At 52.0% G+C, this 22,312-nt stretch carries 19 protein-coding genes; 14 read left to right on the top strand and 5 right to left on the bottom strand.

Translation table 11 applies throughout. The features are described 5' to 3' along the window. Positions 1-90 precede the first annotated feature (90 nt). A complete protein-coding gene (gene purF / locus LK536_RS31595) occupies positions 91-1,539 on the top strand; it encodes an amidophosphoribosyltransferase (RefSeq protein ID WP_227794956.1) in 1,449 nt (482 codons plus the stop codon). A 102-nt stretch (positions 1,540-1,641) separates the two neighbouring features. Next, positions 1,642-3,078, top strand: a complete 1,437-nt coding sequence (gene purB, locus LK536_RS31590; RefSeq protein WP_025482097.1) for an adenylosuccinate lyase — start codon at positions 1,642-1,644, stop codon at positions 3,076-3,078. 280 nt (positions 3,079-3,358) lie between these two features. Here purB and LK536_RS31585 read toward each other — a convergent pair whose 3' ends face one another. Then, positions 3,359-3,598 (bottom strand): hypothetical protein, encoded by a 240-nt coding sequence (locus LK536_RS31585; protein WP_008725341.1) that lies wholly within the window; start codon positions 3,596-3,598, stop codon positions 3,359-3,361. A gap of 392 nt (positions 3,599-3,990) precedes the next feature. On the opposite strand from LK536_RS31585, the gene LK536_RS31580 reads away from it, so the two are divergent. Together LK536_RS31580 and LK536_RS31575 are read left to right on the top strand one after the other, a co-directional pair. Next, complete coding sequence (locus tag LK536_RS31580; protein ID WP_025482094.1) at positions 3,991-4,899, top strand: LysR family transcriptional regulator; 909 nt, start codon at positions 3,991-3,993, stop codon at positions 4,897-4,899. A gap of 158 nt (positions 4,900-5,057) precedes the next feature. Continuing rightward, entirely contained in the window at positions 5,058-6,350 is a 1,293-nt protein-coding gene (locus tag LK536_RS31575; RefSeq protein ID WP_008725343.1) for an adenylosuccinate synthase, read from the top strand. 217 nt (positions 6,351-6,567) lie between these two features. Here the strand turns inward: LK536_RS31575 and LK536_RS31570 are convergent, their stop codons facing one another. From LK536_RS31570 to abc-f, 3 genes are all read right to left on the bottom strand, one after another. After that, complete coding sequence (locus LK536_RS31570) at positions 6,568-7,629, bottom strand: protein NO VEIN domain-containing protein (protein ID WP_227794955.1); 1,062 nt, start codon at positions 7,627-7,629, stop codon at positions 6,568-6,570. Positions 7,630-8,106: 477 nt separating this feature from the next. Further along, on the bottom strand, positions 8,107-8,439 hold the full coding sequence (locus tag LK536_RS31565) for a hypothetical protein (protein ID WP_227794954.1): 333 nt from the start codon (positions 8,437-8,439) through the stop codon (positions 8,107-8,109). A gap of 31 nt (positions 8,440-8,470) precedes the next feature. Next, positions 8,471-10,414: a ribosomal protection-like ABC-F family protein gene (gene abc-f / locus LK536_RS31560; RefSeq protein WP_025482082.1), complete on the bottom strand. Its 1,944-nt coding sequence runs from the start codon at positions 10,412-10,414 to the stop codon at positions 8,471-8,473. Between the two features lie 274 nt (positions 10,415-10,688). Between abc-f and LK536_RS31555 the strand changes: the two genes are divergently transcribed. The 7 genes from LK536_RS31555 to LK536_RS31525 all read left to right on the top strand — a co-directional run bounded on the left by LK536_RS31555 (position 10,689) and on the right by LK536_RS31525 (position 18,534). Further along, positions 10,689-11,351, top strand: coding sequence for a redox-sensing transcriptional repressor Rex (locus LK536_RS31555; RefSeq protein ID WP_008725346.1), 663 nt, complete (start codon positions 10,689-10,691; stop codon positions 11,349-11,351). 72 nt (positions 11,352-11,423) lie between these two features. After that, positions 11,424-12,965 (top strand): NAD(P)H-hydrate dehydratase, encoded by a 1,542-nt coding sequence (locus LK536_RS31550; RefSeq protein ID WP_227794953.1) that lies wholly within the window; start codon positions 11,424-11,426, stop codon positions 12,963-12,965. A 22-nt stretch (positions 12,966-12,987) separates the two neighbouring features. Next, on the top strand, positions 12,988-14,178 hold the full coding sequence (gene alr, locus LK536_RS31545) for an alanine racemase (RefSeq protein WP_227794952.1): 1,191 nt from the start codon (positions 12,988-12,990) through the stop codon (positions 14,176-14,178). A gap of 122 nt (positions 14,179-14,300) precedes the next feature. Then, the gene (locus LK536_RS31540) at positions 14,301-14,648 is read left to right on the top strand and encodes a type II toxin-antitoxin system PemK/MazF family toxin (protein ID WP_025482079.1); all 348 of its coding nucleotides are present in this window, start codon (positions 14,301-14,303) and stop codon (positions 14,646-14,648) included. Positions 14,649-14,784: 136 nt separating this feature from the next. Beyond that, a complete protein-coding gene (locus LK536_RS31535) occupies positions 14,785-16,311 on the top strand; it encodes a hemolysin family protein (protein WP_025482078.1) in 1,527 nt (508 codons plus the stop codon). Continuing rightward, on the top strand, positions 16,271-17,659 hold the full coding sequence (locus LK536_RS31530; protein ID WP_025482077.1) for an MATE family efflux transporter: 1,389 nt from the start codon (positions 16,271-16,273) through the stop codon (positions 17,657-17,659). The genes LK536_RS31535 and LK536_RS31530 overlap by 41 nt, the downstream gene beginning before the upstream one ends. Before the next feature lie 146 nt (positions 17,660-17,805). Continuing rightward, positions 17,806-18,534 carry a YebC/PmpR family DNA-binding transcriptional regulator gene (locus LK536_RS31525; RefSeq protein ID WP_008725355.1) on the top strand — a complete coding sequence of 243 codons (729 nt, stop codon included), beginning with the start codon at positions 17,806-17,808 and terminating at the stop codon, positions 18,532-18,534. 89 nt (positions 18,535-18,623) lie between these two features. On the opposite strand, the gene LK536_RS31520 is transcribed toward LK536_RS31525, so the two are convergent. After that, positions 18,624-19,514: a DUF4397 domain-containing protein gene (locus LK536_RS31520; protein ID WP_506092023.1), complete on the bottom strand. Its 891-nt coding sequence runs from the start codon at positions 19,512-19,514 to the stop codon at positions 18,624-18,626. Between the two features lie 200 nt (positions 19,515-19,714). On the opposite strand from LK536_RS31520, the gene LK536_RS31515 reads away from it, so the two are divergent. From LK536_RS31515 to LK536_RS31505, 3 genes are all read left to right on the top strand, one after another. Next, the gene (locus LK536_RS31515; RefSeq protein WP_025482076.1) at positions 19,715-19,984 is read left to right on the top strand and encodes a YabP/YqfC family sporulation protein; all 270 of its coding nucleotides are present in this window, start codon (positions 19,715-19,717) and stop codon (positions 19,982-19,984) included. Positions 19,985-20,049: 65 nt separating this feature from the next. Further along, positions 20,050-21,300, top strand: a complete 1,251-nt coding sequence (locus LK536_RS31510) for a sporulation protein YqfD (RefSeq protein WP_040382412.1) — start codon at positions 20,050-20,052, stop codon at positions 21,298-21,300. 6 nt (positions 21,301-21,306) lie between these two features. Next, positions 21,307-22,302, top strand: coding sequence for a PhoH family protein (locus tag LK536_RS31505; RefSeq protein WP_008725373.1), 996 nt, complete (start codon positions 21,307-21,309; stop codon positions 22,300-22,302). Positions 22,303-22,312 lie beyond the last annotated feature (10 nt).

The raw sequence follows: 22,312 nt of genomic DNA, 5'->3' as shown, positions 1-22,312 counted from the left end.
TTACCCAGGCGTTGCCTGATTCAATGCTTTTCCCCGATTAAATCAATCGGGGACTTTCCACATGACTTATAGAGAAAGGGACTTGACTGAATGGAGCAGAACCAGTTGGACTTTGACATTGGGGCAGATAAACTGCGCGAGGAGTGCGGGGTTTTTGGGATTTATGATTTTGATGGGAATGATGTGGCATCTACTATTTATTACGGGCTTTTTGCCCTGCAGCACAGGGGGCAGGAAAGCTGCGGCATTGCGGTCAGCGACACGGAGGGACCGAAGGGGAAGGTAAGCGCCCACAAGGGCATGGGCCTTTGCAACGAGGTGTTTTCAACGGAACATCTGGAGCAGATGCACGGCAACATCGGGGTCGGGCATGTGCGTTACTCCACGGCCGGAAGCAGTACCAGGGAAAATGCACAGCCCCTGGTGCTCAACTATGTAAAAGGCACCCTTGCATTGGCACACAACGGCAACCTGGTCAATGCGCCGCAGCTGCGCCAGGAACTGGAATACACGGGAGCCATTTTCCAGACAACCATTGATTCTGAGGTGATTGCCTACCATATTGCAAGGGCCAGGGTGTCCGTGCCCAATGTTGAGAGTGCGGTGGCAAAAGCCATGGGCAAGCTGAAGGGCGCCTATTCCCTTGTCATCATGAGCCCGCGCAAGCTGATTGGGGCCAGGGACCCCTTTGGATTCAAGCCCCTGTGCATTGGAAAGAGGGATAATGCCTATATCCTTGCATCAGAGACCTGCGCCCTTGAGACAATCGGAGCGGAGTTTGTGAGGGACGTAAAGCCAGGGGAGATTGTCACTATTACCAGGGAAGGGATTGCGTCCAATACTGAAATGTGTTTCAGGGATACGGAAAAAGAGGCCAGATGTATTTTCGAGTATATTTATTTTGCCAGGCCGGACAGTGTTTTTGACGGGGTAAGCGTGTATCACTCCAGAATCCAGGCAGGCCGTTTCCTGGCCCTGGATTCGCCGGTGGAGGCAGACCTGGTGGTGGGCGTGCCCGAATCCGGGAACGGGGCAGCCCTTGGTTATTCCATGGAATCCGGGATTCCCTATGGAACCGCATTCGTGAAGAATTCCTATGTGGGACGGACCTTCATAAAGCCCAAGCAAAGCAGCAGAGAGTCGGCGGTCCGGATTAAGCTGAACGTCCTGAAGGAAGCGGTTGCAGGCAAGCGCATCATCATGATTGACGATTCCATTGTGCGCGGCACCACCAGCGCCCTGATTGTGAACATGCTTCGGGACGCAGGGGCCAGGGAAGTCCATGTGCGGATCAGTGCGCCTCCATTCCTCCATCCCTGCTACTTTGGCACGGATATCCCGTCAGAGGACCAGCTGATTGCCCACGGGCATACGGTGGAGGAGATACGGGAGATGATTGGCGCGGATTCCCTTTCTTACCTGAAAATGGAACGGCTACAGGAGATGGCATGCAGCCGCTCCATATGCACGGCCTGCTTCAGCGGGAATTACCCCATAGATCCGCCGGCTGAGGATATAAGGGGAAGCTACGATAAATAAACAGCGGTTGAAGACATGCACCTGTTGTGGTAAGATAAAAACCATGAATTGAGGAAAAACCATGATGGACAATCAATGGTGGAAAAGTATGGAGGAAATGACATGAGTAACACAGACAGATATGTAAGCCCTCTTTCCGAGCGCTATGCCAGCAGTGAGATGCAGTATATCTTTTCGCCGGATATGAAATTTAAGACCTGGAGACGCCTGTGGATTGCCCTGGCCGAGACTGAGAAGGAACTGGGTCTTGGCATTACGGACGAACAGATTGAGGAACTGAAGGCCCATGCAGATGATATTAATTATGATGTGGCAAAGGCCCGTGAGAAGGAAGTGCGCCATGACGTGATGAGCCATGTGTATGCTTACGGGGTCCAGTGCCCTAAGGCAAAGGGAATCATCCATCTGGGAGCCACATCCTGCTATGTGGGGGACAATACGGATATCATCATCATGACAGAAGCCCTTAAGCTGGTAAGGAAGAAACTGCTCAACGTTTTGGCTGAACTGGCTAAGTTTGCCGACACCTATAAGGAACTTCCAACCCTTGCATTCACCCATTTCCAGCCCGCCCAGCCCACAACGGTTGGAAAGCGCGCCACCCTCTGGATGATGGAGCTGAAGCTGGATCTAGATGACCTGGATTATCTCATCGGATCCATGCGCCTTCTCGGCTCCAAGGGTACCACAGGCACCCAGGCCAGCTTCCTGGAACTGTTTGACGGCGACCATGACAGATGCCGCCGCCTGGATGAGCGGATAGCCGGGAAAATGGGATTCGAGGGCTGTTATCCTGTTTCAGGCCAGACCTATTCCAGGAAGATTGACAGCCGTGTGATCAGCGTCCTGGCAGGAATTGCCCAGAGCGCCCACAAATTCTCCAACGACATCCGCCTGCTTCAGCACCTGAAGGAGGTGGAGGAGCCATTTGAGAAAAAGCAGATTGGTTCATCCGCCATGGCTTATAAGCGCAACCCCATGCGGAGCGAGCGGATTGCCAGCCTTGCCAATTATGTGATGAGCGATATGATGAACCCCATGCTGGTGGCCTCCACCCAGTGGTTTGAGAGGACCCTGGACGACTCGGCCAACAAGAGGCTTTCCGTACCCGAGGGCTTCCTGGCCGTGGACGGTATCCTGGATTTATATCTGAACGTGGTGGACGGCCTTGTGGTGTATCCAAAGGTAATCGAAAAGCACCTGATGGCGGAACTGCCCTTCATGGCAACCGAGAACATCATGATGGATGCGGTAAAGGCCGGAGGCGACCGCCAGGAACTCCATGAGCGCATCCGGGAACTGTCCATGGAAGCAGGAAAGAACGTAAAAGAAAAAGGTCTGGATAACAATCTCCTTGAACTGATTGCAGCAGACCCTGCATTCAATCTTTCCCTGGATGACCTGAAGGCGGCCATGGACCCATCCCGCTATGTGGGACGGGCGCCCAGGCAGGTAGAAGAGTTCCTGGAAGAGGTAATCCGCCCGGTGCTTGCAGACAATGCAGGGGAACTGGGGATGACTGCGGAAATAAATGTGTAGGTTGGATTGGGGCATGTGAGGAAGTTGCGGATGCTACGTCCGCGAAGCGGGCCAGGACGGGCTTTGCCCTAAGGGGAACCGGCCGGGGCCGGAGGGATTCCTTAGGACGGCTGCGGGACGGACGCCAAGTTCCGGAGGGGCAGCTTCTAAGGCCCTGACAAGCGGAAAGACGGGGACCGGTGCTATTCGCTGAGAAATCCTGAAGGACTTTCTCAGCTCAGAGCACCTTGGATTCTTGCTTTGATGCAGGAATCCACCCCGTCTTTCCGCTTGCCAGAACCTAAGAAGCTGCTCCCTCCTCCACAATGCGCCCGCCCCGCAGCCGCCCTAAGGAATCCCCCCGTCCCCGCCCGCTCCCCCTCAGCCCAAAACCCGCCCTGGCCCGCTTCGCGGACTGTGTATTCCAGCCATGACATGCGCCAAACGCAGAAGTGGAAATAAAATCTCCGGTGCCAGCTGTTTCCAGAAGATATGGGATGGACTGGCGGGGGGATTTTTTTATTTTTCTAGTCGGATTCATGAGATGCAGGGATGGAGGAACGTAGCGGGTGAGCGGAAGGGGGATGGGGGTGTGGATGCATCTACAGGGACGTGTGGGTCTTAGGCTGAGGGAAGCGGTGCTAAGAGGCTGGCGCCTTTGTCTGAACCCGATGACTGAATGGGTGGTAACACCTAAAGCGCGAGTTTGGCAGCCAGCCTCTTGTCCAGCGCCGTTTTCCTCAGCCTTAGAGCCACTAGTCCCGCAGCCGTATCCGTACCCCCATCCCCCTTCCGCTCACGGACGGATGCACCTCACCCCACACCTCATAAATCCACGTTCCCATATTGCGAACCTCGGCAAGGAATGGTATAGTTTTAATATAAGCAAGTATAAGGACAAGTCAACAAGAACAAAGGAAAGGGAGGTCATGAATGAATGTAAATCTGGAATATTACAGGGTGTTTTACTATGTGTGCGTTCATGGGAGCCTGACTGCGGCTGCCAGGGAGCTGTGTATCTCCCAGCCGGCAGTCAGCCAGGCCGTGCGCCAGCTGGAAAAGGAAGCGGGAATCAAGCTGTTCCTGCGGACATCCAAGGGCGTACAGCTTACCAAGGAGGGGGAACTGCTGTACCGCTATGTTAAAGTGGGGGTGGAGAGCCTTTTGGAAGGCGAGAAGATGGTGGAACGGGTCCTGGGCATGGATATGGGGGAGGTGCGGATTGGGGCCAGCGATATGACCCTTCAGTTTTTCCTGCTTCCTTACCTGGAACAGTTCCACAAGGAGTTTCCTAAAATCAAGGTCAATGTATCAAATGCGCCTACGCCGGAAACCATAAAGAGCCTGGAAGAGGGCAGGATTGATTTTGGCGTTGTCACCACTCCCTTTGAATGCAGGGGGACCATGAACCGGATTCCGGTCAAGGTCATACGCAATGTGTTCATTGCCGGCAACAGCTTTGAAAAGCTGAGGGACAGGGAGCTGGATTATTCGGAGCTTTCAGGCCTGCCCTGCATTTTCCTGGAAAAGAATACCAGCACCAGGACATTCATGGATGATTTCCTGTTAAAACAGGGGATTGAACTGAAGCCGGAGTTTGAACTGGCTATCAGCGACATGATCGTACAGTTTGCCAAGCGCAATATGGGGGTGGGCTGCGTGATGGAGGGATTTGCCCAGGACGCGGTGGAAGCAGGGGATGTATTTGAACTGAAATTTAAAATGGAGATGCCTGCCCGGCATATTTGCGTGGTTACCGGGGAATCTAACCTTATATCCATGCCTGGACGCAAGCTTCTGGAAATGATTACCGGCCAGAGGATTGATACGGATATGATATAAGCGCTCATTATGGGAAGCATAATAAAGAACGTCTTTACTTATGAAGGGCATTGTAGTAAAGTAAGAACTGTCTTTTTTGAGTTTGTACCAGACTCAGAATAGGGCTTAAGGAAGATAATGAGCATGGACGGGAAGATACCCGAAGGAGGATTTATTGTATGGTCAGAGCAATTGTAGGTGCTAACTGGGGCGATGAAGGCAAGGGCAAGATTACGGATATGCTTGCCAAGGAGTCTGACATTATTGTACGCTTTCAGGGCGGAAGTAATGCGGGACATACCATTATTAACGATTATGGCAAGTTTGCCCTTCATCTCCTTCCATCCGGCGTGTTTTATCAGCATACAACCAGCGTGATTGGCAATGGGGTGGCGCTTAATATCCCATATCTGATGGATGAGATACAGTCACTGGTGGACAGAGGGGTTCCAAAGCCCAGGGTCCTTGTTTCGGATAGGGCGCAGATCCTGATGCCTTATCATGTGCTGTTTGACACCTACGAGGAAGCGCGTCTGGCAGGCAAATCCTTTGGTTCCACCAAATCGGGTATTGCCCCGTTTTATTCTGATAAATATGCCAAAATCGGTTTCCAGGTCAGTGAGCTGTTCGACGAGGAGCTTCTGAAGGAGAAGGCATACAGGGTGTGTGAGCAGAAAAATGTGCTGCTTGAGCATCTGTACCATAAACCGCTGTTAGATCCGGAGGAGCTGCTCAGTGAGCTGCACGGTTACCGTGACATGATTGAGCCATATGTATGTGATACATCCGCGTATCTCTATGAGGCCATTAAGGAGGGCAGGAAAATCCTTCTGGAAGGCCAGCTTGGCTCCCTTAAGGACCCGGATCATGGAATCTATCCCATGGTGACTTCCTCATCCACCCTGGCTGCATACGGCGCAATCGGCGCAGGGATACCGCCATATGAGATTAAGGACATTACCACGGTTGTAAAGGCTTACTCCAGCGCTGTAGGCGCAGGCGCCTTTGTCAGCGAGATATTCGGGGATGAGGCGGAAGAGTTAAGGAACCGCGGAGGCGATGGGGGCGAATATGGCGCAACCACCGGACGCCCCAGACGTGTGGGCTGGTTCGACGCGGTAGCGACCAGATATGGCTGCCGTATCCAGGGAACCACGGAGGTGGCATTTACCGTGCTTGATGTCCTGGGGTATCTGGATGAGATTCCTGTGTGCGTGGGTTATGAGATTGACGGTCAGGTGACAAAGGAATTCCCCACCACCGCACGGCTTGAGAAGGCTAAACCTGTGCTTACCAGGCTCCCGGGATGGAAATGCGACATCCGCGGGATTAAGGATTATGAGGAACTGCCTGAGAACTGCCGCAAATATATAGAGTTCGTGGAAAAGGAGATTGAGGCTCCCATTGCAATGGTCTCCAATGGACCGGGACGGGATGACATTATCATGCGCAAGCCGCTTCGGGAAGTATAGTAAGGGTTCGAAAATAAATTCTGAAAAGGACATTTAAATCGAAAGGTACCTACAAGACGGTATCAGGAATATTTTCTGGAAAACGGCATAGCTTTGCGGGCTATGCCGTTTCCCTGTTATGCAGACCCATTCAGTAAAGACGCAGCAGGACTTCCAACAGGTCCATGTTCATTTATCATTTTAATTCCCCAATTACCCACTTGATTTTAAGAATTTGTTAAATTTCGTTTTCAATATACCAGGACATTACTTTCATGACATACCGCCCGGTATCAAATGGAGGTTCATATATCTTTAAATGGGCCTCACCTTTTCTCTTGTTAATATTGTATAGTCTGTAAATTCTGTAGTTTTTCTTTTGCTGCTGCATCTTATTGGCAACAGTGATTTCATTTTGGGAAATATAGAAACCGCCGTCATGGTTCTGTTCTGTACTCTTTACCTCAATATATAATAGTTCCCCTTGTTCGGTAAAGGATTTAATATCATAGCCTTCGTTATCGCCCACTTCCTGTGATGTATGTTCAATTTGCTTCGCAAGTTCCACTAACCCTACATTACGTAACTTTTTCTTTTCGAACTCAATAACAATATATTCTCCTAAATCGCCAATGCTTTTTTTCTTTTCATTCAGGGTGATATAATCTGTCTTACATGGCCTTGTGGTCTGTTTTGGCGCTGATTTCCTTTTGGTGGGAGTGTCCTCATCATCAATGAGTAATTTAAAACTGCTATACGGTTTTGTTTCTGCTGGTTGAAGCTCATCTACCGCCTTTAAGGGGGTATTTCTGTGCTTATCATTACAGATGATCCTTATATACCATTTTTTCCTGTATTCTTCAGTCAGGGCACTGGCAGCCGCATTGAAAAATTCGCATATCTTTAAATTATTTGCAACATAATACTTTTTGTCCGAAATAATGATTGCACTGTTCTCATCCTGTATCCGTGTACTGTTTTTCTGCCCTGCTGTAAAGCCATGGACAACTGTTTCCGGATAAATTTTAAATTTATCTGCTTTTGCGGTTAGGAATCCATTCATAATCTCAATGGACTGATTACAGGCAGCCTCAACGAATTTAATATATGTTTTTCGAGGACTTTCCCCGTCAATTATTATCTCATTATCGCCAGCCACGAATACAAAATTAATTTTATCAAACTGCATATTATCGCCGTAAACATATCCATTGTGAAAACAGGAATATGATTTTGCTTGAATATATTTACGGTTATCAAGCCAGTATTGTATAGAAATCTCATCAAAATTTGCTCTCATAAATGTCACCTCGTTTTTTTGAATATGCATTTATATATGGAGTCCGCACCGTTGTTGTAGGAGATTATATCACATAATTGTGGACGTTTCTATTATTTTAACAATTGGAATATGATATCTCCCTGTAAGCAGCAGGATTCCTTTCTGGAGCGTGTTTGAAAATTCATTCCCTCTATCTGTCCTGAGGATTCCACCAAAGGTACCTCCTTAGGACAGATTACGCCCACTTTGCGGTATATTTGGTATCTGCCTGTTTCAGTTTATTGGCCGATACTGTTTTATGAGTGATTACCTTTTGAATGTCCATTTTGTATCCAGGATACAAAATGCCGGGAAACCTGTAGGACACAGCTTTCCCGGCATTTACAATTCTTAAGTTTATCCTATTCTTAAGTTCATTCTATTCTTAAGTTCATTCTATTCTCAAAATCATTCCATTCTCAAGATTATCCCATTCCCAAAGTCATCCCCATCAGCCTATGGCCTGGATGTTTTATCACAGCCTTTGGTCTTTCCAACCCCTTTATCCTCCGCTTTGTCATGGGCTGTCCGTCCGCCGGCCTGTGTACCGGCCATACCGGCTTTTTCCGCCTCCGCCTTCAGCGCTTCCATATCCACTGGTTCGGAAGGCTTTAAGACACGTGTCATCAGTCCCATGGCAAACATGATGATGGGTATGAACACCATGGAGAAAATCACGGCCATCAGGTAATTCTTTGGGGCGCCTGTCACGGCCAGGATAATGGCCAGTACAAACAGCGCCACAAGAAGCAAGGCTCCGGTCAGGGCCAGGATCCGTTTTAATTTCATGCATTTACTCCTTTCATCCACTCAGAAACCATCAATCCTCAGCCAGTTCTTCCCATCGCTCATACAGTTCTTCTAGCTGCCGGGCAATTTCTTCCTTTTCCCTGTTCAGTTCCATCAGCCTGTCCACATCGGTGTAGACCTCTTCCAGGGAAAGCAGCCCGTCAATCTCACTGTCCCTGGTTTCCAGGGCATGGATGGAATCCTCTGTTTTCTTCAGTTCGTTCTGGCGCTTGCGTATGCGCGCCTGTTCTTCCTTCCGGGCCTTCCAGTCCAGCTTTATATCGCTGGCAGAAGAGGAGGCCAGATCCCTGTCCGGCGTTCCCGCAGGCGCCTGGCCCGCAGCATTCCTTGCTGCGAATGCTGCTTCCACGTCATCCTTCTTCTCAAGGTAATAATCGTAGTTGCCGATATAATTAATCAGGGACTGGCTGGTCAGGTCCAGTATCCTGGTGGCGGTGCGGTTGATGAAATAACGGTCATGGGACACATAAAGCACGGTGCCCGTATAGCGGCAGAGGGCGCTTTCCAGTATCTCCTTGGACGTGATGTCCAGATGGTTGGTAGGCTCATCCAGTAAAAGGAAGTTGGCGTCGGAGAGCATGAGCTTGGCCAGGGACACGCGTCCGCGTTCCCCGCCGCTTAAGTCCCGGATCAGCTTGAACACATCATCGCCCGTGAACAGGAAGGAGGCCAGGGTATTGCGGATCTGGGTATTATTCATGTCAGGATAGGTATCCTGTATCTCCTCAAACAATGTCTTGTCCATGTGCAGGACCTGGTGTTCCTGGTCGTAATAACCGATGTGCACCTTGGAACCCAGGCGGATTTCGCCGCTGTCAGCCTCCAGGAGGCCGTTGATGATTTTTAACAGGGTGGTCTTGCCGGTTCCGTTGTTGCCTATGATAGCCACCCGTTCCCCGCGTTTGATATCAAAATCCACGTGGGAAAAAAGGGTCTGGGCGTCAAAGGATTTGCTTAATTCCCTGACCGTCAGCACATCATTGCCGCTGATTACATCCGGCTCCAGCCGTATATCCATGGAATCGTCAATTTCCACCGGTTTATCCAGCCGCTCAATCTTATCCAGCATCTTTTCACGGCTCTCTGCACGCCGGATGGACTTTTCACGGTTAAAGGATTTAAGCTTGGTGATGACTGCTTCCTGATGCTTGATTTCCTGCTGCTGGTTTAGATATGCCCTGATTTTGGCATCCCGGAGCATGGCTTTCTTGTCGCTGTAGGCGGAATAATTGCCTGAGAACATGGTCCCGATGCCGTTATCCAGCTCCACAATCTTGGAAACCACACGGTCCAGGAAATAACGGTCATGGGCAACGATGATCACGCTGCCTGAATAACCCTTCAAATAGGTTTCCAGCCAGGCAATGGACTCCATGTCCAGGTGGTTGGTCGGCTCGTCAAGCAGCAGTACGTCCGGCTTGGTGAGCAGGAGCTTGCCCAGGGAGACACGGGTTTTCTGACCGCCGGAAAGGGTGTTGATGGGCTTGGTAAATTCGTCCTCGCTGAATCCAAGGCCTTTTAATACGCCCGTGACCTCGCTTTTATAAGCATAGCCATTGGCCAGTTCAAAGGCATGGTTTAAGCGGCTGTATTCCGCCAGCATGGCTTCCAGGGCATCGCCTGAGGCGGAATGCATCTTAAGCTCCAGGCTGCGGATCCGCTCCTCCATCTGTATGACCGGGCGCTTTACCTCCAGAAGGGCTTCGTAAATCGTGCTTTCGCTGTCCAGGTCCTGGTGCTGCGCCAGATAACCTATGGTGGAGCCCTTGCTGAGGGCCACAACGCCCTCGTCTGCAGCCAGTTCGCCGATGATGATTTTCAGAAGGGTGGTCTTGCCTGCGCCGTTAATGCCCACAATGGCCGCCTTTTCGTGGTCTTCCAGGTGGAAGGAAACCTGCTTTAAGATATGTTTGTCACCGAAGGACTTGGTTATATTGCTGCATGATAAAATCATGGTTAAACTCCTTTGCATTGTACACCGGCGCCCCATCCGGGCGGGGAACCGGGGCGCTGTCTTTACGCGCTTATATGGGAAGGAAACCCGCATATACCGCCTGTTTTTCAAGGCTCCAGACCGCCGGGATTTCCACATTATACTTTCACCAGTATAATATAATAGGAAAATTTTTTCAAGAACATACTGAAACGTGTTTGACATTTTTTTGACACTTGTTTATAATAGAACCATTAGGTATTTATAGAAACGCGTAAGGGGAAGGTGGAACACAATGGAACGCAAAGAGATATCAAAGGCGGTAATTTCAAGATTGCCCCGCTATTACCGCTACCTGGGTGAACTGATTGAGGAGGGTGTGGAACGCATCTCTTCCAATGAACTTAGCGCCAGGATGAAAGTAACGGCATCACAGATCCGTCAGGACCTTAATAATTTTGGAGGATTCGGCCAGCAGGGATACGGTTATAACGTCAAGTACCTGTATGCCGAGATAGCAAAGATTTTAGGGATTGACCAGCAGCACAACCTGATCATCATCGGGGCTGGCAATCTGGGGCAGGCCATTGCAAACTATACGAATTTCGAAAGGCGTGGATTTGTCATCAAGGGCATGTTTGACATTAACCCCAAGCTGATTGGCCTGGTAATCCGCGGGATTGAGATCCGCTCCGTGGATGATCTGGAGCACTACATCAAGGAGAATGAGATTCAGATAGCGGCCCTGACCATTCCAAAGACAAAGGCGCCTGAGATTGCAGACCGTCTTGTCCAGGCCGGTATCAAGGCAATCTGGAACTTTGCCCATACTGATCTGGTGGTTCCGGATGATGTGGTAGTGGAGAATGTCCATCTGTCTGAAAGTCTGATGCGCCTGTCATACAGGGTATGCAGCATGTACGACCAGAAGACGGAAGAGGGAAAAGCATCAAAGTAAGAATCAGCCGGCAAGCAAAGGAGCCATTCTTTATGCTTGCCGGCCTTTGCTTTTTACAGGAGGTAAATGCGGATGAGAACACTGGTAACGGCAAAACAGATGAAGGCGGTGGACGCCCATACCATCCATACCATAGGCATACCGTCCATGGTCCTGATGGAACGGGCGGCCCTTTGGGTGGCAGAAGAGGCAGAGGCCCTGGCCGGACAGAGGGATGCTGTCTGGGCGGTGTGCGGCACCGGCAACAACGGGGCGGACGGCGTGGCGGCGGCCAGGATGCTTTATCTGAAAGGATATCAGGCTTGTATTTACGTGGTGGGGAACCTGGAAAAGGGGACAGAGGAGTTTAAGGCCCAGGTATCCATTGCGCGCAGGCTGGGCATGGAGGTCAGGCCCTGGACCGGGGCAGTGGATGGGGAGTGCTGCCTTCTCATTGACGCGGTATTCGGCGTGGGCTTAAGCCGTCCCATCGAGGGGGAGTACAGACAGTGCATGGAAATGCTGTCTGAAAAGAGGATTCCCCATACCATCGCGGTGGATGTTCCCTCGGGAATCCATGGGGACACGGGGGCTGTCATGGGCATTGCGCTGAAGGCGGATGTCACTGTCACCTTTGGCTGGGAGAAGACCGGAACAGCCCTTTATCCGGGCAGGGAATACGCGGGCAGGGTAAAGGTATGCGATATCGGATTCCCGGAAACAGCCCTTGGGGCCGTGGCGGAGGCAGAGGAAGGGTGTGGATACGCCTTCACCTACGGGCCGGAGGATCTGGCTCTTATTCCAGGCCGGCCCGCCTATTCCAATAAGGGAACCTTTGGGAAGGTGCTGATTGCAGCAGGGTCGCGGAACATGTGCGGCGCCGCATACCTCAGCGCCCTGGCTGCCTACCGCACCGGCGCCGGGCTGGTTAAGCTCCTGACCGTGGAGGAAAACCGCCAGATCCTTCAGGAACGCCTGCCGGAAGCCATCATCGTCACCTACACGGCGGACCAGCTGGTTTCGGGCAGGGAAGAGTTCAAGCGCATGATTGAGGAGCAGATGAACTGGGCGGATGTGGTGGTGCTGGGGCCGGGACTTGGCAGCGAACCATATGTGGAATACCTGGTGGAGGATATACTGACCAGCGCCTTTGTGCCTGTGATCATTGATGCGGACGGCCTCAATGCCATAGCCGGGCATCCGTACCTGACCACCTACTACACGGAAAACATCATAATCACCCCCCATCTTGGGGAGATGGCCAGGCTGACAGGGGAGGGCATCGATGCCATCAAGGAGAATCTGGCCGGGGCAGCGCTGGAATATGCGGGGCGGTACGGCATTACCTGCGTGCTTAAGGATGCTGCCACGGTGGTGGCAGGCAAGGACGGGACGCTCTACATTAATTCCAGCGGCAACAGCGCCATGGCCAAGGCCGGTTCCGGCGATGTCCTTACGGGTATCATCGCAGGCCTCGCGGCCATTGGCATGGAGGAAGAACAGGCCGCCCTGATGGGGGTCTACCTTCACGGCAGGGCAGGAGAGGCGGCAGCCAGGCAGACAGGGCAGCACAGCCTTCTGGCATCGGATCTGGCACATGCAATCGGGAGGGCTATGGAGCCCGCGATGGAATGAGACAAAACAGGAGGCAGATAAAATGAAACCATACAGCAGGGTATATGCGGCCATCCATCTGGATGCGGTGGCTGCCAATATGGAGGCCATGAAGGCAAACCTCCCGGCTTCCACGTCCATGATCGGCGTGGTCAAGACAGACGGTTACGGACATGGCGCAGTGCCGGTTGCCAGGACCATTGACCCGTATGTGGACGGATATGCCGTGGCATCCGTGGACGAAGGCATCATCCTGCGCCGCCACGGCATACGCAAGATGATCCTTGTCCTGGGCGTGACCCATGAAAGCCGGTTTGAGGACCTGGTTCAGTACGATATCCGTCCGGCCATGTTCCGTTACGGGGAGGCCCAAAAGCTGTCGGCTGTTGCAGCCGCCATGGGGAAGAAGGCCAATATCCATCTGGCAGTGGACACGGGCATGAACCGCATCGGCATGAAACCGGACCAGGAATCCGCTGACATGGTATACAGGATCAACATGCTGGAGGGAATCCGCATTGAGGGCATGTTCACACATTTTGCAAGGGCAGACGAGGCGGATAAGACCACCTATGGACTGCAGTTTGGGAAATATAATGATTTTGTGGAAATGCTCGGCAGCAGAGGGATAACCATCCCAATCAGGCATTGCTCCAACAGCGCCGGTATCGTGGAGTCGCTGGGGGCCAACGGCCTTGACATGGTGCGGGCGGGCATTTCCATCTATGGCCTGTATCCGTCGGATGAGGTGGGAAAGGATGCGGTGAAGCTGACGCCGGCCATGGAGCTTAAGAGCTTCATCACCTACATAAAGACCATTGAACCCGGGGATGCGGTGAGCTACGGAGGCACCTTTGTGGCTGACAGGCAGATGCGCGTGGCCACCATCCCGGTGGGATACGGGGACGGCTATCCGCGCTCCCTTTCCGGCCTCGGTTCTGTCCTGATCCGCGGCCAGAGGGCCAGGATACTGGGCCGGATCTGCATGGACCAGTTCATGGTGGATGTGACCGGGATTGCGGGTGCGGCGGAAGACGACGAGGTGACACTGATCGGAAGGGACGGGGATGGATTCATTTCCGTGGAGGAACTGGCCGGGGCCGGAGGCGGTTTCCACTATGAAATCATCTGCGGCATCGGGAAACGGGTGCCCAGGGTATATATACGGCACGGCAGGGTGATTGGGAAAAAAGATTATTTTAATGATATTTACGAAGGCTTCGGATATATGTAAAAGCCTACCATGCTCCAAATAAGCGTCTGAAACATATGATACTATTAGGTTACAGGGCAATGTATACACAGGTCAGATATTGCCAATACTAAGGTTGAATAAATTGACGGAGTGTGGACGATGTGATTATCAGACGTGGAGACATTTATTATGCGGATTTACGGCCTGTGGTGGGCTCCGAGCAGGGAGGGGTCCGTCCTGTGCTGATCATCCAGAATGACGTGGGCAACAAACACAGCCCCACAGTCATATGCGCAGCCATTACATCAAGGATGAACAAAGCAAAGCTGCCGACCCATGTGGAACTGAATACAAGGCGGTGTGCCATGATTAAGGACTCCGTCATCCTTTTGGAACAGCTGCGCACCATTGACAAGCAGCGGCTGAAGGAAAAGATATGCCATATAGACGAGGAGCTTCAGCAGAAGGTGGATGAAGCGCTGATGGTAAGCCTGGAACTGCATACATAGGCACAGGCACCATTGACGAAATATAAGAAAAATGTTATGATAAGCAGAGTTATGCCGTGATTTAAGGGGCGTTGCTCTGCTTTTTACATGACAAAAAGCAGGGCGGCATGAGTACGAAAGGAGTCTTTATAGTATTATGGACGATGGTTATTCGCCTGTCAGTATACTTGTATTGATTGGTTTTATCCTTCTGGAGGCTGTGTTTTATGGATTCGGTTCGGCGATTCAGAACGTGAATGAAGGGAAGCTGGAAGATGAGGCACGCCAGGGGAACAGGAAGGCTGCCAGGCTTCTTGAGATTGTCAACCGGCCGGGGCGGTTCGTGCACACCATTCAGATCACAACCCATCTGATTGGTATGATTACAGGCGCGGTCATACTTCCTGTGCTGGTCAACGGGCTGATGAGGCGCATCCATATCTTTAAGCCCATGGCCGGATGGTATGACGGGGCATCCAGGGTCCCATGGTATCTGGATTCCATGTGGTGGGAGCAGATCCTGTTCATGGTGGCCGTGGCCATCGTGCTGCTGCTTATCATCATCAGCTTCGGAATCATCATCCCCAAACGTCTGGCTGCCAAGGAACCGGAGAAGTGGGGATACCATATGCTGCCCGTGGTCCTGTTTGCCGCAGGTGTGTTCCTGCCCCTGACCAGGCTGATCACACTGGTGTCAGCCCTTGTACTCCGGCTTTTCGGGGTGGATATAGCGGACGATGACGACAATGTGACGGAAGAAGACATCATGTCCATGGTAAATGAAGGCCATGAGCAGGGAGTCCTGGAAGCAGACGAGACAGAGATGATAACCAATATCTTTGAACTGGGGGACAAGGAAGCTTCCGATATCATGACCCACCGTACCAACATGACGGCCCTGGACGGCTCCATGCTGCTGGGGGATGCGGTGCATTTTATCTTAAATGAAGGCATCAACACCCGTTACCCTGTGTACCGGGAGGATATAGACGACATTGTGGGGATCCTGCATATGAGGGACGCCATGGTGTATGTGGAAATGGAAGAATATAAGGACAGGCCATTGCTTGAGGTCCCAGGACTTCTCAGGGAAGCCAACTTCATACCTGAGACGCGGAGCATCGACACCCTGTTTAAGGAGATGCAGTCCGGCAAGATCCACATGGAAATCGTGGTGGATGAATACGGACAGACGGCAGGACTCCTGACCATGGAGGACATACTGGAGGAAATCGTAGGAAACATCATGGATGAGTATGATGAGGAAGAGGATTTCATTTCCGTCAGGGAGGACGGCTCCTTTATCATGAGCGGCCTTACGCCCCTGGATGATGTGATGGATGTGCTGGATATCGAGTTCCCGGAGGAGGACAGCGATACATATGATACCCTGAACGGATATCTGATATCGCGTCTGGACCGCATACCCCAGGAGGGGGAGAATCCCCGGGTGGGGTTCGGCGGCTATACCTTTGAGGTAATCAAGGCCGGCAATAAGATGATAGAGAGCATCCACGTGTTTAAGGACCAGGAGGAGGAAGGGGACAGCGGGAAGGACAGGGAAGGCCTGCGGACAGAACAGGGGAAGGACAGCGGCAATCCCCAATCAGATAAATCCAAAAAAGGCTTGGTGGAAGGAAAAGATGACAGGAATCATAGAGAGCACGAAGGAAATGTTCCGTGACAGCAGGTTTTTAAGAAAGGCCCTTATGATTGCCTGCCCGGTAGCGCTTCAGGGCATGTTGAACACAGTGGTGAACCTTGTGGACACATTGATGATCGGCACCCTGGGGGCAACGGCCATTGCGGCCGTGGGGCTGGCGAATAAGGTCTTTTTTGTGTTTTCCCTGCTGGTATTCGGGATTGTCAGCGGCGCAGGGATCCTGGCCGCCCAGTTCTGGGGAAGCGGGGATGTAAAGAATATCAGGAAGGTCCTGGGGCTGTCCATCCTGCTTGCACTGGGAGGCGCCCTGTTTTTTGCGGTACCCGCAATCCTATGTCCACAGGCGGTGATGCGTATCTTCACCACCAGCCAGGACAGCATAGAGCTTGGGGCAAAGTATCTGAAGATAGCGGCCCTTACCTATCCCTTCATTGCGTTGACCAATGTGTATGTGGCCATGCTGAGGGCGGTAAACCGGGTGGTGTTCCCGGTCATTGGCAGCTGTATCGCCATTGCGATTAATATCTGCCTTAACTATGTGCTGATTTTCGGCAAGTTCGGCGCCCCGGCCCTGGGTGTGGCGGGCGCGGCCCTGGCAACCCTCATCGCGCGTGTGATTGAGGTGTGTCTCATGCTTACCTATGTTTACACCAGGAAAATGCCCATTGCCTGCGGCTTTTCAGGACTTTTCGGATGGCCGTCCGCATTTGTGAAGGCATTTGCGCTCACATCCGTCCCTGTCATTGCCAACGAGTTCATGTGGGGCCTTGGCACCACCATGTATTCCCTGGCTTACGGCCGGATGGGGGACGAGGCGGTGGCGGCCATAACCATTGCCACCACCATACAGGATATTGTGGTGGTGCTGTTCCAGGGACTCAGCGCGGCCACCGCGGTCATCCTGGGCAATGAGCTGGGGGCGGGCAAGATAAAGCGGGCCGAGAAATACGCCACCCAGTTTTTCATCCTGCAGTTCATTGTCACCATTGCATCGGCCTTTGTGGTAATCGGGATCAGAGGCCCGCTTATCGGGCTTTATAACATCACGGAAGCGGTTGGCCATGATGTGAACATGTGCATCCTGATATTTGCCTGCTATATGCCGGCCAAGATGTTCAACTATGTGAATGTGGTGGGTGTGTTAAGAAGCGGGGGCGACACGAAGATGTGCCTGTTCCTGGATACCAGCGGGGTCTGGTTCATCGGTGTGCCCCTGGCGTTCTTAGGCGCCCTTGTGTGGCATCTGCCCATCTATATGGTCTATGGCCTGGTCATGCTGGAGGAAGTGTATAAGGCCGTGCTGGGTTATATCCGTTACAGGCAGAAGAAGTGGCTGAGGAACCTGACCACACAGGTGCAGCAGGGATAGGCGGACCGGTAAGGCGTGCAGGATTTTTTACTTGCCATATAAAAAAAATCGTGCTAAGATAGAAAAGATGTGTATAAAATACAGCATAAGCTGTATGAAGTATAGAAAAACAGATTAAGCAGAATGAAGGAAAGGGTGTTTTATCGATGTCAGGACATTCAAAGTTTGCCAATATTAAACATAAGAAAGAGCGCAATGACGCGGCAAAGGGCAAGGTTTTCACTGTAATCGGACGTGAGATTGCGGTGGCTGTAAAGGAAGGCGGCGCGGATCCGGCCAACAACAGCAAGCTGCGCGACGTAATTGCCAAGGCAAAAGCCAATAACATGCCGAATGATACCATTGACCGCGGCATTAAGAAAGCAGCAGGCGATGCTGCATCCGTGAACTACGAGATCCTTACATATGAAGGATACGGGCCAAGCGGGGTAGCCATTATCGTCGACACGCTGACGGATAACAAGAACCGCACGGCTGCTAATGTGAGAAGTGCATTTACCAAGGGCGGCGGCAACGTAGGGACCCCTGGAAGCGTGTCCTACATGTTCGACAAGAAGGGCCAGATCATCATTGACAAGGAAGAATGTGAGATGGATCCGGATGAGCTGATGATGATTGCCCTGGATGCAGGCGCAGAGGACTTTGCCGAGGAAGAGGACAGCTATGAGGTAATCACTGCCCCGGAGGATTTCAGCGCTGTGCGTGAGGCCCTGGAGGCCCAGGATATTCCCATGATGGAAGCGGATGTGACCATGATTCCCCAGACGTGGGTGGAGCTGACCGATGAGGAGGATATCAAGAAGCTGAACAAGACCCTGGATTTGCTGGATGAGGATGACGACGTCCAGGCCGTGTACCATAACTGGGATGAGTAATGCCTTACCATAGGAACATATATTGAAGAAATGACAGAAGGACCGGTCATGTGGCTGAATCATCAGCCGCATCCGGTCCTTTTTATGTTTTAGTTGGAGACCACCATGGTGCGCAGCCCGTCGGTTGCATTGGGGGCATTGAAAATATACAGGGTGTAGGAATTGTTGGCGCTCATATTGGCGGCGGCAGTTGCCAGATAGGTGGATGGGAATGCGCCGGTCCTGGCAATATAGAGCTGATACCATCCCGGATAAAAGCTGGTATACGGCGTCACTTCCCGGTAGCGTACATTGGTAAAGGCCACGTAGGAATTGTTCTGGTTCCCAATGGACACGTCGAACGGCCCAAGGTTCTGTGACAGGTTGCAGGTGCGCAGGCAGCTGGTGCCGGAAGGCGCGTTGCAGGAAATATCGGAGATTTCCATGATGTCCAGGCCGCTTGCCGTGTTGATGATGGCAATGGTCATGGAGGAGGAGGCCCTTACCTGGACCGGTTTCTGGATGTAGACATATCCGTTGGCGCCGGACACGGTAATGGTCTGCGTGCCTGAGGCTGCCTGCACATAGCTTGTGATGTCCCCGTTTGCAAGCCCGCTTGCCACCATCCAGTTGCCGATGTACACATAGAATGGCTGGTAACCCGTGGACGCATTGAGGATGCGCACCCTGCCAAAGCTGGTGGCGGTGCAGTTGTAGCATGGGAAGGTGATGCCGGGAATGACGGTGACGGAACCGCCTGTGCCGCCTGGGAATACGGGACGGAAAATAGGCGGGAAGTTTGGACGTCCGCTGTCCACAGGACCGCCCTCGCCTGGGTTGGGAAGGGGGATGACAGGGACGCCGGCGCCATTGTCCATGTTGTTCCCGCTGTCCACAGGACCGCCTTCGCCTGGATTGGGAAGAGGGGTAATGGGCATATCCGCCTCACTGACCTCGGCAGCGCTGACCAACGTGTCCGGATACCCATTTGCTCTGTCCATATGATAGGATTGGTTATTCATAACGACCTCACTGATTGATTGATTCAGTATAGTCTATTCAGGTGCAGGGCCAAATGTGAGTGATTTTTCAAAAAAACATCCATGTCACGGAAATACCCGGGATGGTTGAAATGGAACTGCATTTTCCACCCATTTATGCATATAATAAAAAGAACCAGTGTATCAGGAGCGTGGATCGTATGTCATGGGAACCAAAGAAAACAGCTGTGTCTGCACTGGGTCTGCCCCGGGACGTGATCCTGGGCGATGTGCTTGTAAGCTTTGTGGGCCGCGGACAGGTGAATGTGGAAAATTACAGGAGCATCCTTATATATACAGATACCCTGGTAAAACTTCAGGCGAAAAACTGTAAGGTACTCATCCACGGAAACCGTTTGAGAATTGATTATTATACATCTGAGGAGATGAAGATAACCGGTCAGATTGGTTCGCTGGAATTCGAAACATAAGTGGGCGGCTGCCCGTAAGCGTCTGAGGGACGGACGCTAAATGCTCATAGCGAGGAGGGGCCTGTTTGATTGTTTGGCTGTTACATAACTGGAAAGGATATGTAAGACTCCGTCTTCACGGTTATTCGCCGGAACGTTTCCTCAACCTGTGCAATGCCAGGGGGCTGGAAGTCTGGGGGCTTATATGCAACCGGGACGGGGACTATGAATTTTATATGACAGTGGAAGGGTACCGCCGTGTAAAGCCCCTGGTACGCAAAGCCCAGGTAAGGCTGCATATCATCGGGCGTTTTGGTATTCCCTTTTTTATTTACAGATACAGAAAACGCTGGTATTTCGGGGCTGGCCTGGCTGCATTTTTCCTGGTGCTGTACGTGATGTCCCTGTTCATATGGGATATCCAGTTTGACGGCAATTACCGGTATACCTACGACACCCTCATACGTTACCTGGATTCCCAGGACATTGATTATGGGATGCTTAAATCCAGGATTAACTGTGAGGACCTGGAAGCGTCCATCCGCACCAGCTTTCCGGAGATTACCTGGGTGTCGGCCAGGGTATCGGGCACCAGGCTCCTGATCCATATCAAGGAAAATGAAGTGCTGTCCATTGTCCCTGAGAAGGACGAGACACCCTGTGACATTGTGGCTGACCGGGCGGGTACCATCACATCCATGGTGGTGCGCCAGGGGATTGCCCAGGTTTCCGTTGGGGATGAGGTGGAGGAAGGACAGGTACTGGTCAGCGGCCGCGTGCCCATTATCGGTGACAGCGAGGAGGAAATCAATGCCTATCTGGTCCATGCGGACGCGGATGTGGTGGCCAGGACATCCAGGGAGTATGAAAAGACATTTCCCATGCTCCACAGGGAACGGGCAGGGACAGGGCGCAGGCGCAGGGGATGGTATGTGAAGGCGGGCAGATGGTCCTTCACCTGCCTGCTTCCGGTCAGGGGACAGGGGGAATGGGATTATGCCATGGAAGAGCAGCAGCTGAGGCTGTTTTCCAATTTTTACCTGCCTGTCTACATAGGGGATATAAGGGGAAAGGAAATGGTTTCCTATGAAAGCAATTATACAAAGGAGGAATTGGAACACATATCAAAAGCCATAAATTACCAATTTGTCAAAAATTTAGAGGAAAAGGGGGTACAAATTCTTGAAAATAATGATAGAATAGAAACAAGTGTATCTGAATGCAGGCTGAAGGGGGAGTTAGTGACCCAGGAATCCATCGTAAGGACCCAGCCCATGTCAGAACCCATGACGGAACCGGATACACAGCCAACTACAGAGCCAGAGGAGACGAGATAAGCTTAGATGAGTGTGATTGAGACCATGATTGACATCCCCGCTGAACATGAGAAGAATGTCTGCGGGCAGTTTGACACATACCTTAAGAAGATAGAGCGCACCCTGCATGTGACCATGATTGCCAGGGACGGCGAGATTAAGATCATAGGGCCGGAACAGACCATAGGCCAGGCCAGGAGCGTGTTCAACAACCTGATTGAACTGTCCAAAAGGGGCAATACCATTACGGAGCAGAACGTGGACTATGCCCTGTCCCTTTCCTTTACGGAGAAGGACGGCCAGATCCTGGAGATTGACAAGGACATTATCTGCAGGACCATTACCGGCAAGCCGGTAAAGCCCAAGACCCTGGGACAGAAGAATTATGTGGATGCCATCCGCAAGAAGATGATTGTGTTCGGCATCGGACCGGCCGGTACCGGCAAGACCTATCTGGCCATGGCCATGGCCATCCAGGCCTTTAAGAACGGGGAAGTGGGGCGTATCATCCTGACGCGTCCTGCCATAGAGGCAGGGGAGAAGCTGGGATTCCTGCCAGGGGACCTTCAGAGCAAGATTGACCCGTATCTAAGGCCTTTATATGATGCCTTGTATCAGATCATGGGCGCTGAGTCGTACCTGCATAACTCTGAGAAGGGGCTGATTGAGGTGGCGCCCCTGGCGTACATGAGGGGACGTACACTGGACAATGCCTACATCATACTGGATGAGGCCCAGAACACAACGCCTGCCCAGATGAAGATGTTCCTTACAAGGATCGGTTTTGGTTCCAAGGTCATCATTACCGGCGACCAGACCCAGAAGGACCTTCCCTCGGGAGCCGTATCCGGCCTGGACACGGCCCTTAAGGTGCTGAGGAAGATAGACGATATCGGATTCTGTTACCTGACCAGTTCTGACGTGGTGCGTCATCCGCTGGTACAGAAAATCGTACAGGCATATGAATCCTATGAACAGAAGAATACGCCGCCTGTAAAGCGTGAGCGCCGCAGGGAGAGGTAGGCAGGAAAAG

It is taken from the genome of Clostridium pacaense (assembly GCF_020709765.2).
GTDB lineage: Bacteria > Bacillota > Clostridia > Lachnospirales > Lachnospiraceae > Enterocloster > Enterocloster hominis.
The sequence above is the reverse complement of the archived record's forward strand: the minus strand, read 5'-3'. Positions and strand labels throughout refer to the sequence as shown.

Coding starts and splice junctions, on each gene's coding strand:
- LK536_RS31580 (WP_025482094.1), top strand. CDS start 3,991: ATGAATGTAAATCTGGAATATTACAGGGTGTTTTACTATGTGTGCGTT.
- LK536_RS31520 (WP_506092023.1), bottom strand. CDS start 19,514: ATGGACAGAGCAAATGGGTATCCGGACACGTTGGTCAGCGCTGCCGAG.
- LK536_RS31585 (WP_008725341.1), bottom strand. CDS start 3,598: ATGAATCCGACTAGAAAAATAAAAAAATCCCCCCGCCAGTCCATCCCA.
- purF (WP_227794956.1), top strand. CDS start 91: ATGGAGCAGAACCAGTTGGACTTTGACATTGGGGCAGATAAACTGCGC.
- LK536_RS31505 (WP_008725373.1), top strand. CDS start 21,307: ATGAGTGTGATTGAGACCATGATTGACATCCCCGCTGAACATGAGAAG.
- LK536_RS31530 (WP_025482077.1), top strand. CDS start 16,271: ATGACAGGAATCATAGAGAGCACGAAGGAAATGTTCCGTGACAGCAGG.
- LK536_RS31535 (WP_025482078.1), top strand. CDS start 14,785: ATGGACGATGGTTATTCGCCTGTCAGTATACTTGTATTGATTGGTTTT.
- LK536_RS31525 (WP_008725355.1), top strand. CDS start 17,806: ATGTCAGGACATTCAAAGTTTGCCAATATTAAACATAAGAAAGAGCGC.
- LK536_RS31550 (WP_227794953.1), top strand. CDS start 11,424: ATGAGAACACTGGTAACGGCAAAACAGATGAAGGCGGTGGACGCCCAT.
- LK536_RS31515 (WP_025482076.1), top strand. CDS start 19,715: ATGTCATGGGAACCAAAGAAAACAGCTGTGTCTGCACTGGGTCTGCCC.
- alr (WP_227794952.1), top strand. CDS start 12,988: ATGAAACCATACAGCAGGGTATATGCGGCCATCCATCTGGATGCGGTG.
- purB (WP_025482097.1), top strand. CDS start 1,642: ATGAGTAACACAGACAGATATGTAAGCCCTCTTTCCGAGCGCTATGCC.
- LK536_RS31565 (WP_227794954.1), bottom strand. CDS start 8,439: ATGAAATTAAAACGGATCCTGGCCCTGACCGGAGCCTTGCTTCTTGTG.
- abc-f (WP_025482082.1), bottom strand. CDS start 10,414: ATGATTTTATCATGCAGCAATATAACCAAGTCCTTCGGTGACAAACAT.
- LK536_RS31575 (WP_008725343.1), top strand. CDS start 5,058: ATGGTCAGAGCAATTGTAGGTGCTAACTGGGGCGATGAAGGCAAGGGC.
- LK536_RS31570 (WP_227794955.1), bottom strand. CDS start 7,629: ATGAGAGCAAATTTTGATGAGATTTCTATACAATACTGGCTTGATAAC.
- LK536_RS31555 (WP_008725346.1), top strand. CDS start 10,689: ATGGAACGCAAAGAGATATCAAAGGCGGTAATTTCAAGATTGCCCCGC.